Below are 9,667 nucleotides of genomic sequence, written 5' to 3' on the forward strand. Positions count from 1 at the left end.
ATCCCGCCGGCCGCCGCTCCGATCAGCGCCGCCGGCCGCCCGGCCCCCTGCCGTGCCGGGACGGCCGCCGCCTCCTGAACCGCATCGTGGCGCAGGCCGAGCCGGCTGAACGCGAACTCGGCCGCATAGCCGAGCATCGCCGTGGCGTACACCGCCTCGCCGCTGCCAAACAGATGATCGGAAAGGCTGGCTACGCCCTCGTTGACCGCCATCAGTGCTCCCGCTCGCTGGCGCTCGACACGGCATCGCCGGCTGCGGTGCCACCCGGTTCGGTGCTACTCGGTTCAGTGCTGCCCGGTTCGGTACTGGCGGGTTCGGTACTGGCGGGTTCGGCGCCGCTCGATTCCGAGGCGGTCGGCACGGACCGGTCGGTGCCGGCAAGCCCGGTGGCCTCGCGGACCAGGGTCGTGAGCTGGGCCAACTCGACGGCGAACCCGTCGGCGTCGGAGCGGGACAGCCCGCCGATCTCCACCGTGCACCCACCGGCGGCCGCCGGCCGGGCCCGCACCCAAACCCGGCGGCGGCGCACCCGGAGACTCGCGATCAGCCCGACGATGATGAGGACCGCGAAGAGCAACGCCTCGCCCTTGAACGGGTCGGACTTGACCTGGAAGGTGGCGAACTCGGCCACGCTGTCGGCCTCGAGGCTCATCCCGCCGGGCAGCCCGGTAAGGGTGCGCTGCCGCGGGTTGTCGAGGGCCAGGACCTGCGCGGTGCGCTCGCTGCCCGCCGGGCCCGTCATCGTGATCTGGCGCATGTCGCGGGTGTCGACCGTGTAGACGTTCTGTGGAATGCCCTCGTTGAGATGGAGGTTGCCGACGAACCCCGTGATCGTCAGACCGGGCGCGCGGGCCGCGGGGAACACGGAGACGTATCCCTGGGTCGGGTCGAGGCGGGTGGTCGGCGTGAACACGCCGCTGAAGGCCAGCTGCTGGGGCTCCTTGCGGACGCCCAGCGCGGGCAGTCCGGTGTCGGGGATCTTGACGGTGCAGGTTGAGGTGAACATGCCGTCCCGCGGGGTACACGGCACGTTCGACTCCCAGACGACCTTGCGCGCGGCGTCGCGAAGCACAAAGTGCGGGGCGAATCCATGCCCGATGAGGTAAATCTTGGCATTGCCGATCACCAGCGGATGGTTGACGCGGATGGTCGCCTTGCGGGTCGGGGCGTTCAGCGCGGCGGCATACGTGACGTCGGCGCGGAAGTCGGACGGCTGGCCGCTCGGCTGGAACGTGGCGTTGAACCGGTCCAGCGTGAGCGAGAACGGGCGCAGCTTCGCGGTGTCGACGCGCTGACCAGCGTTGAACTGGTCATAGGAGATGATCGTATTCGCGAATCCACTCCCGGAGACGACGAGCACGGTCCCGGAGTATCCGTACCAGGAACCGAAGCCCACCGCGGCGAGCAGCCCCACCAGGGCAATGTGGAAGACGAGGTTACCGGTCTCGCGCAGGTACCCCTTCTCCGCGGCGACGGAGTGGTCGACGGTCCCCTTCGCGTCGCGGGCCTCGCCAGCCGTGGCCGTGACCCGGAAGCGCCGTCGGCGCAGCGCCTGCCGGGCGGCCGCCATCGCGTCGCCGGGCTCCATCGGACTCGTCCAGGCGCTGCCGCCGGGCAGCCGGCCGGGCCGGGCCGGGGCCTTCGACGGCGCGGTGAACAGCGCCCTGGCATGCCAGCGGATCCGGGACGACAGGCAGCCGATCAGGGAGATGAACAGCAGCAGGTAGATCGCCGCGAACCAGGACGCGGCGAAGACGTCGAACCCGGAGAACCAGTCGAGCAGCGGACCGAGGGTGGGGTGGTCGGCGAGGTACTGCTCCACCCGCATCGGGTTGATGGCGCGTTGCGGCAGCAGCGATCCGGGCACGGCGGCCAGGGCCAGCAGGAACAGCAGCAGCAACGCGGTGCGCATGCTGGTGAGCTGGCGCCAGGACCGGACGGCGAGGGCAAGGGCCGGATGCCGGGTGAACCGGCCACCGGCGCCGGGGGCGCGCCCCGGTCCGTCGGTCGGCGCGCCGGGGTCGCCGGGGTCGCTGGGCGACGGACCGGCCGCGCTGTCCGGCGGGTCGAACGCCTCGGGGGCGGCGACGCGGGCGTCGGCATGCCCCTCGGGCAGGCGGCGCGAGCTGGCCGCCACGCCGGAGTCGAATCCCGCGGACTCGAGGCCGGACTTCTCGAGGCCGGACTTCTCGAGGCCGGACTCGGCCTCGACGGTGTCGCCGGGTTCGACGTCGACGGACCCGGCGGCGAGTGGCGCGGGATCGGCGGCTCCGGACGCAGGCGCGAGCCGGGCGTTCGAACGGGTTGAGGAGGTCACAGCGGCGTCTCCGAGAAGCCGGGGGCGTAGGGCCGTAGGTTCGCAACCAGGTCGGCCCATTCCCCCGTGAGTTGAAGCACGCCGACCGTGACGAGCAGCATGCCGCCGAGCAGGGTCAGGATGCGGGTATGCCGTCGCAGCACCCGCAGGGCGCCGACGGCACGTCGGAAAGCCAGTCCGACGGCGAGGAACGGCAGCCCGAGCCCGAGGCAGTACACCGCGGAGAGGAACGCTCCCCGCTGCGCCGTCGCGCTCGTCACCGCCAGACCCAGGACGGCCGACAACGTCGGGCCGAGGCAAGGTGTCCAGCCGATCCCGAAGAGCACCCCCAGCACGGGCGCGCCGAGCAGGCCGGGCGCCGGCAACCGGTGGATGCGCCATTCCCTGTTCGCCCAGGACAGCCGGGAGAACACGCCGGCGAACGCGAGTCCCATCACGATAGTGACAACCCCGAGAACCTGGCTGACGCCAACCTGATGGCGGGTGAGCCACTGCCCGAGCCCGCCGAAGGCCGCGCCGTAGGACACGAAGACCGCGGTGAAGCCGAGCACGAACAGACCCGTGCCCGCGGCGACCCGCCCACCCGCGCGCAGCCGGTACAGCCGCGGCCCGGGCGACCCGGTCCCCTCGTCGTCCCGGGCGAGGTCACCAGAGATCGCCCCGCCACCGGAGACCGCCGCCCCGCCGGCCACCACAGCCCCGCCGGCCACCGCCATGCCCGGCACCGCCGACACCGCTACGGACACCTCCGGCACCGCCGGTGCCCGGCCCGGCGGCCCCCCCGGGGTGGCGGCAGCTCGCCTCGAACGATCCTGAAGCTCCGCCCCGGACAGGCCAGTGACGAAGCTGAGATAGCCCGGCACCAGCGGAAGGACGCAGGGGGAGAGAAAGGAGAGCAGTCCCGCGGCGGCGGCGACCGGCGCGGCGAGCAGGACCGGCCCGTCGGTGATGAGCCCGACCACGCTCACCGCGGGTTCTCCGCCCCGGGCGAACGGCGCCCGCTCACGCCTCGGCCCGCAGACGGCTCAGCACGGGCTTCAGGTCGTCGGGCAGCACACCACCGGTGAACCGGGCCGCGATCCGCCCGTTCTGGTCAAGCACGAACGTCGACGGGAGGCCGGGAGCGACCGGCCAGCCCGCGGCGAGGGTGCCCAGCTTGTCGACGATGCTCGGGTAGGACTTGCCGTAGTCCCGCGCGAAGGCCTTCGCGCCGGAGACGGTGTCCTTCTCGTTGACACCGAGGAACGCCACCGTGGGGTTGTCCTTGGACAGCTGGACCAGGCCTGGCGTCTCCGCGCGGCAGGGAGCGCACCACGAGGCCCAGAAATTGATCACAACGATCTTCCCTCGGTAGGACGCGAGGTCGAGGGAGGTCCCGTCGAGGGTCTTACCGGACAGGGGGGGTGCGGGATGCCGGTTTCCGGGAGCGGCGAAGTCCTGCCCGGCCGCCTGCTGGACGAAGCCGTAGCCCCCGCCACCGGTGGCATCGACCGAGTTCGCCCCGGGGGAGCAGGCGGCCAGCAGCCCGGCCGCCACGAGCGCCACGGCGGCCGGGGCGACGCGTCCCGCCCGGCGGACACGGCGGGCCGACCGGGCCCGGCGCATCCGCCGCATCGGGGCAATGCCTGTCACCAGCGTGCCCGAACTGTCATCCGACGCGGACCGCCATCCCTTCTCCGCCACGCGAACCAGTATGTGCCCTGCCCCTTCCCACCCGGGAACCTGTCTACGACCAACTGTAGAACTCAACTCAGGGTAGGTGGCGGGGCCGCGAGACGCGCATGGGCTTCTCGACAAAGGACACCTGTGGGCTCCATGCCAGGCGGGCACCGTTCTGTCGCCGGGCAGGCACCGTTCCGCCGACGTCACCGGCCGCCGGCCACCGGCGGGACCGGGAGCGGACGGTAACCGCGGATCTGAAAACGGGCCGTAACGGGGGCACTCCCGGGGAAGGCGGTTTCGGCCCGCCGGCGCAGCTGGTCGGGCGCACGATGATGGCCGGTCGGGCCCATCAGAGCCAGGTCGACGATCTGGTCGGTGTTCAGCGTGAGCGGAACGTCGACGCGCTCGACGATGATCGGCTCGAACCGTCCGGTGGTTCGTTCGTCGAGCCGGTCGCTCTTGCCCGCCTGTATCCCGACGAGTCCGAGCGGGCCGTGCAGCTCGGCGAGATGGCCCGGTCCGGGGGTGACGACGATGAGCAGCCCGTCGTGGCGCAGCACCCGGTGCATCTGGGCCAAGTTGCGCGGCGCGAAGACGTCGAGGAGCACGGCGACGGCGTGGTCGGCCACCGGCCAGGGGGCGGCGACGTCGAAGGAGACCGCGCCGATCCGGGGATGGGCACGCGCCGCGCGACGCAGGGCGTACTTCGAGACGTCGACGGCGATGCCGACCGCGTCCGGCCGCGCACCGACCACGCCGGCCAGATGGTGCCCGGTCCCGGCACCGATGTCGAGGATCACCCGACCGGGCGACCCGGATAGCCCGGATGACCCCCCGGGGACGGGATGCGCGATCTGGGCCAGTCGGGCGGTGAGCGGCCCGTAGTGGCCACCACCGAGGAAGGACTCCCGCGCGGCGACCATGACGGCGGTGTCGCCGACGACCCGCCGAGTCCGGCCGGTGCGCAGGTTGGCATAGCCGCTGCGGCCGACGTCGAAGTCGTGCCCGGCGGGACAGCGCAGGGATCTGTCCGCCCGGTGCAGCGCGTCGCCGCACACGGGGCAGCGCAGGAACGGCAGCACGGCCCGCAGGGACGCGAGGGCGGGCGGGACAGCGACGACGGGCGGGACAGCGACGGCCGGCGCCGGTGACTCGGGACCGGTGGAGTTCGTCAGGCGCCGACCGATCCAGGCGTGTTCGCGGTCAGCCCGTTCGGCTCCGCATACTGGACGCCGACGAGCTCGGACTCCCGGTAGACGGCCGTGGTGACGCTCGCCAGCCCACACTGCCGCCGGTCGGGACGGTGCCAGAGGGGCACCCCCTCCAGGGCACGCCGAGCCGTCCAGACCGGAAGCTGATGGCTGACGAGCACGACATGCCGACCGGGGTGGGCATCGCGCCATTCCGCGACGGCCACGAGCATCCGCGCGGCGATCTCGTCGTACGGTTCGCCCCAGGATGGGCGGAACGGATTGAGCAGCAGGCGCCACAGGGCGGGGTAGCGGACCACCGCCGGGCCGGCCTCGAACGTTCTGCCCTCGAAGGCGTTGCGGCTTTCGATCAGCCGCGGGTCGGCCTGGACGGCGAGTGCGTGCGCCGTGGCGATGGGCGCGGCGGTCTGCTGAGCACGATCCAGCGGACTCGCGACCACGGCCGCGACGTCCAGCTCCGCAAGGAACTCCGCGGTGACTTTCGCCTGCTGCTGGCCCTTGTCGGACAACCGGAACCCCGGCAGCCGGCCGTAGAGGATCTTCTCCGGGTTGAAGACCTCGCCGTGGCGGACCAGATGCACCCGGGTCAACGGAGCCGGCTCCGTCATGCCCGCCCCTCGGGAGAGGCGGAGACGGTCACCGGTTCGGGTACCGCCGCGGCGGCACGTGCGGCCGCCGGTGCCGCCGCGGCGATCCGCTCCACCGTCTCGTCGTCATGCGCGGCCGAGACGAACCACGCCTCGAACGCCGACGGCGGCAGGTAGATCCCGGCGTCGAGCATGCTGTGGAAGAACGCCGCGTACCGGGCGGTGTTCTGCGCCTGGGCACCGGCGTAGTCGACCACGGTGGCGGCGTCGGTGAAGAAGAAGCTGAACAGCGATCCGGCGCTGCTCGGCAGGTGGGCCACGCCCTCCTCGGTCAACGCGGTCGAGACGATCCCGGCCACGTCGGCGGCGCGGGTGTCGACAGTGGCGTAGACCTCGTCGGTGCAGGCCCGCAGAGTGGCGAGTCCGGCGGCAACGGCGATCGGGTTACCCGACAACGTGCCCGCCTGGTACACCGGGCCGGCGGGTACGAGCCTGGCCATCACGTCCGCCCGCCCGCCGAAGGCCGCCGCGGGCAGCCCGCCGCCCATCACCTTGCCGAAGGTGAACAGGTCCGGCGACCAGTCCTCGATCGCCCCCTCATTGCCCCACCAGCCGGCGCGTGAGATGCGGAACCCGGTCATCACCTCGTCGAGGATGAGCAGCGCGCCGTGGATGTCGCACAGCCGGCGCAACCCGGCGTTGAAGCCGGGCAGCGGCGGGACGACCCCCATGTTGGCGGCGGCGGCCTCCGTGATGACCGCCGCGATCGTCTCACCGCGCTCGGCGAAGACCGCCTCGACCAGCGCGAGATCGTTGTAGGGCAGGACGATGGTGTCCGCGGTGGCGGCGCCGGTGACTCCCGGGGTGTCCGGCAACCCGAGGGTCGCCACTCCGGAACCGGCGGAGGCGAGCAGCGCGTCGACGTGCCCGTGGTAGCAGCCGGCGAACTTGATGATGCTCGACCGGCCGGTGAAACCCCGGGCCAGCCGCACGGCGCTCATCGTCGCCTCGGTGCCGGAGTTGACCAGGCGTACCTTCTCGACCGGGCCGACCCGGTCGACGATCAGCTCCGCGAGCTCCACCTCCCCCGGCGTGGGGGTGCCGAAGCTGGTGCCGGCCGAGACGGCGCGCGACACCGCCTCGACGACGGCCGGATGGGCATGGCCGAGGATCATCGGCCCCCACGAGCACACCAGGTCGACGTAGGTACGCCCGTCCGCATCGGTCAGATAGGGGCCGTTGCCCGCCACCATGAAGCGCGGCGTGCCGCCGACGGCACGGAAGGCTCGGACCGGAGAATTGACCCCACCGGGAACAACACGCTCGGCGCGCCGGAACAGCTCCTCGGATGCCGGCGCGGCAGACGGAACCACCATGCCCACGATCCTCGCAGGTCGGCCCCGCCTCCCGCGCTCCACGTGTCCGGTAGCACGCCGCGTCCCCCTCCGCGGTCCGTGGTCCGTTGTTGACCGACCCGCCACCATCACTGGAAGCCACCGCTGGAAGCCGCCGGTGGACGGGGGTCTGCCCCGGCCGCCCACCGACGGCGGCTCGTGCGCCCGGTCCTCCCCCGGACACCTGCGGCCGTCGGTCGGCCGCTGTCCCTCCCAGGCCCCGACCCCTCCCAGGCCCCGGCGTTCGGCGATCCACCGCCGGTCGGCCCGATCTCGATGAGCGAGGACTACAGCAAGGGCTACAAGGAAGACGACGACGTTGCCCTGGTGGTTGCCCTGGTGCTGCTTGCCCTGATGGTGCCCGCTGCGCCGCCCACACGACCCACTCCAGCCAATGATCATTTCGACTGCTCCGAGCTCACCGAGCCGGCGGTCGTCGAACGGAAGAACCCCATCTTGACCACCGATCCGCCACCGCAGCTCTGGGCGATCCTTGACGAAGCCGCAGTGCGCCGCATGGTCGGCGGACCCGAGGTGGCGCGCGCCCAACTCGCCCACCTGATCGACGTGTCCCGCCGTCCCGGGATCACGACCCAGGTGCTCCCGTTCCGCTCGGGGGCACACGCGGGCCTGAGTGGCCCGCCTACTGGCGGCGGAACACGGCATCCGACAGTTCCTGGGCATCGAAACGGGACTGCCACCCCCGAATCTGCATGAGGTCGCCCAAGGGGTCGCACCCGAGTCACGGATTCTCTATGTCGACAACGACCCAGTCGTATTCGCAGAGGCTCCAGGCTTCTGACCAGCGTCTTTGGGCAATCGGACCGGTCCCTGGTCCGCACCCGAGTTGCACATGCCGCACGGCTCGGACGCCGTACACCGACCACCGCACCGCCGGACCGTCACCGACCCGATCCAGCTCCAGAGAAACTGCGGTAGCACGGCTCGCCGTGGCCTCCTCCCCGGCGTCGTCGAGCCAGCAAGGGGCTATGATCATGGTGTTGCGCGGCAGGACCTTCGGATCCAGCAGGCTTGAGAGGAGGCGCGATGATTCAGGATCGCGGCCGTTTCGACCTGCCCCTGTACAGCGTCGCCGAGGCGGGCCGGCACCTGGGCGTGCCGACGTCGACCTTCGCGACCTGGGCCTACGGCTACACCAGGCACGCACCGGGCCGCGCCCGGGTCCATGGTGAGCCGATCGTCACCGTGCTGCCCCGTCAGCGCCATGGCACGGCCGTCGTGCCGTTCATCGGGCTTGCCGAGGGGATGATCCTGGCAGCCATCCGAGCCGCTGGAGTGCCGCTACAGCGGATCCGCCCCGCGTTGGCCCTCCTGTCCGAGCAGTTGGGGATCGAGCACGTCCTAGCCTCACGCGCCCTGTACACCGACGGTGCCGAGGTTCTCTACGACTTCGCCGAGAGGCAGGGCGACACGCCCGAAGCACGTGGAGCCCGGGAACTAGTCGTGGTGCGCAACGGGCAGCGGGTGTTCGGGGAGATCGTCGAGTCCTACCTCCGGCTGGTGGAGTTCGCCTCGGACGGCTACCCCCGGCTCATCCGGCTACCGCGGTACGAGCCCGGCTCCGTCATCGTCGATCCCCACCGTGGCTTCGGCCAGCCGATCTTCACTCACGGCGGCGCCCGCGTCGAAGACGCCCTGGGCCGCTTCCACGCCGGCGAAGCACTCGCCGAGGTGGCGGAGGAATTCGGCGTGCCTCTCTCTGATCTTGAAGGCGCCGTCCGTGTCGCAAGCAAAATCGCCGCCTGATGACTCGACAGATCGCCACCCTGCCGGGCTTCCGCACGTCTTCATCGACCGCAGCCTCGGCCGCATCGCCGTCCCCCGGTTACTCCGAGACGCCGGGCTACGGCTGATCACGCTCGCCGAGCACTACGGCATCCCACAGGACGAGGACATCGCGGACGTCACCTGGATCGAGGACACGGCCCGCCTCGGCTGGGTCGTGTTCATGAAGGACGCGCGTATCCGCTACCGCCCCGCCGAACAGGAAGCCGTCCTGACACATCACGCGCGATGCTTCTACATAACCCGGCAGGACCTACCGGGTGCTGCGATGGCACAGTGGCTGCTCTCGAACCTGCCCGCGATCACGACCGCCTGCACCGAAGCAGGCCCTTTCATCTACGCCGTCCACGCCACGGAGATCCGCAAAATGGACATCAGCTCACCCCAGCCCCGGTAGTGCCTCCTCACCCACCATCGACCGGAGTCGCACCATCCGTGATTCAGGTAGACGCCGGTTAGCCGCGTCTTCCGTCGCTTGATATGTACAACCAAGGGGTGGTACCGATCGTCCTTGGGCAGGCCTTGGGCTTCTCACCAGCATCTTTAGGCAGCCTGCCGGTCCCTGGTCCGCACCCGTGTTGCACACGATGCACGGCTCGGACGTAGTACGCCGGCCACCGCACCGCCAGACCCTCGTTCACGACGCCGTCTCCGAAACAGCCCCGAAGAAGCCGAAGGCGGTCTAGGGCC

At 71.3% G+C, this 9,667-nt stretch carries 8 protein-coding genes and 3 pseudogenes; 4 read left to right on the forward strand and 7 right to left on the reverse strand.

Going from position 1 to position 9,667, the window contains the following annotated elements; genetic code table 11:
* The 7 genes and pseudogenes from AC08OQ_RS13695 to hemL all read right to left on the reverse strand — a co-directional run.
* Positions 1-212, reverse strand: a pseudogene (locus AC08OQ_RS13695) (c-type cytochrome biogenesis protein CcsB); the annotation flags it as partial.
* Positions 212-2,317, reverse strand: a complete 2,106-nt coding sequence (gene resB / locus AC08OQ_RS13700; protein WP_476601381.1) for a cytochrome c biogenesis protein ResB — start codon at positions 2,315-2,317, stop codon at positions 212-214. The pseudogene AC08OQ_RS13695 and the gene resB, both read right to left, overlap by 1 nt.
* Complete coding sequence (locus AC08OQ_RS13705) at positions 2,314-3,285, reverse strand: cytochrome c biogenesis CcdA family protein (RefSeq protein ID WP_476601382.1); 972 nt, start codon at positions 3,283-3,285, stop codon at positions 2,314-2,316. The genes resB and AC08OQ_RS13705 overlap by 4 nt, the downstream gene beginning before the upstream one ends.
* A 34-nt stretch (positions 3,286-3,319) precedes the next feature.
* On the reverse strand, positions 3,320-3,949 hold the full coding sequence (locus tag AC08OQ_RS13710) for a TlpA family protein disulfide reductase (RefSeq protein WP_476601383.1): 630 nt from the start codon (positions 3,947-3,949) through the stop codon (positions 3,320-3,322).
* A 233-nt stretch (positions 3,950-4,182) separates the two neighbouring features.
* Positions 4,183-5,061 carry a putative RNA methyltransferase gene (locus tag AC08OQ_RS13715; RefSeq protein ID WP_476601384.1) on the reverse strand — a complete coding sequence of 293 codons (879 nt, stop codon included), beginning with the start codon at positions 5,059-5,061 and terminating at the stop codon, positions 4,183-4,185.
* A gap of 89 nt (positions 5,062-5,150) precedes the next feature.
* The gene (locus tag AC08OQ_RS13720) at positions 5,151-5,798 is read right to left on the reverse strand and encodes a histidine phosphatase family protein (protein ID WP_462202628.1); all 648 of its coding nucleotides are present in this window, start codon (positions 5,796-5,798) and stop codon (positions 5,151-5,153) included.
* On the reverse strand, positions 5,795-7,153 hold the full coding sequence (gene hemL, locus AC08OQ_RS13725) for a glutamate-1-semialdehyde 2,1-aminomutase (protein ID WP_476601385.1): 1,359 nt from the start codon (positions 7,151-7,153) through the stop codon (positions 5,795-5,797). Before hemL ends, AC08OQ_RS13720 begins: the two co-directional genes overlap by 4 nt.
* 372 nt (positions 7,154-7,525) lie before the next feature.
* Between hemL and AC08OQ_RS13730 the strand changes: the two are divergent.
* The 4 genes and pseudogenes from AC08OQ_RS13730 to AC08OQ_RS13745 all read left to right on the forward strand — a co-directional run.
* Positions 7,526-7,753, forward strand: a pseudogene (locus AC08OQ_RS13730) (Scr1 family TA system antitoxin-like transcriptional regulator); the annotation flags it as partial.
* A 52-nt stretch (positions 7,754-7,805) separates the two neighbouring features.
* Positions 7,806-7,961 (forward strand): annotated as a pseudogene (locus AC08OQ_RS13735) (SAM-dependent methyltransferase); the annotation flags it as partial.
* Between the two features lie 257 nt (positions 7,962-8,218).
* Positions 8,219-8,938: a DUF433 domain-containing protein gene (locus tag AC08OQ_RS13740; RefSeq protein WP_476601386.1), complete on the forward strand. Its 720-nt coding sequence runs from the start codon at positions 8,219-8,221 to the stop codon at positions 8,936-8,938.
* A complete protein-coding gene (locus tag AC08OQ_RS13745; protein ID WP_462188447.1) occupies positions 8,913-9,374 on the forward strand; it encodes a PIN-like domain-containing protein in 462 nt (153 codons plus the stop codon). The genes AC08OQ_RS13740 and AC08OQ_RS13745 overlap by 26 nt, the downstream gene beginning before the upstream one ends.
* Positions 9,375-9,667 lie beyond the last annotated feature (293 nt).

It is taken from the genome of Frankia sp. CcCS3, from assembly GCF_977927575.1.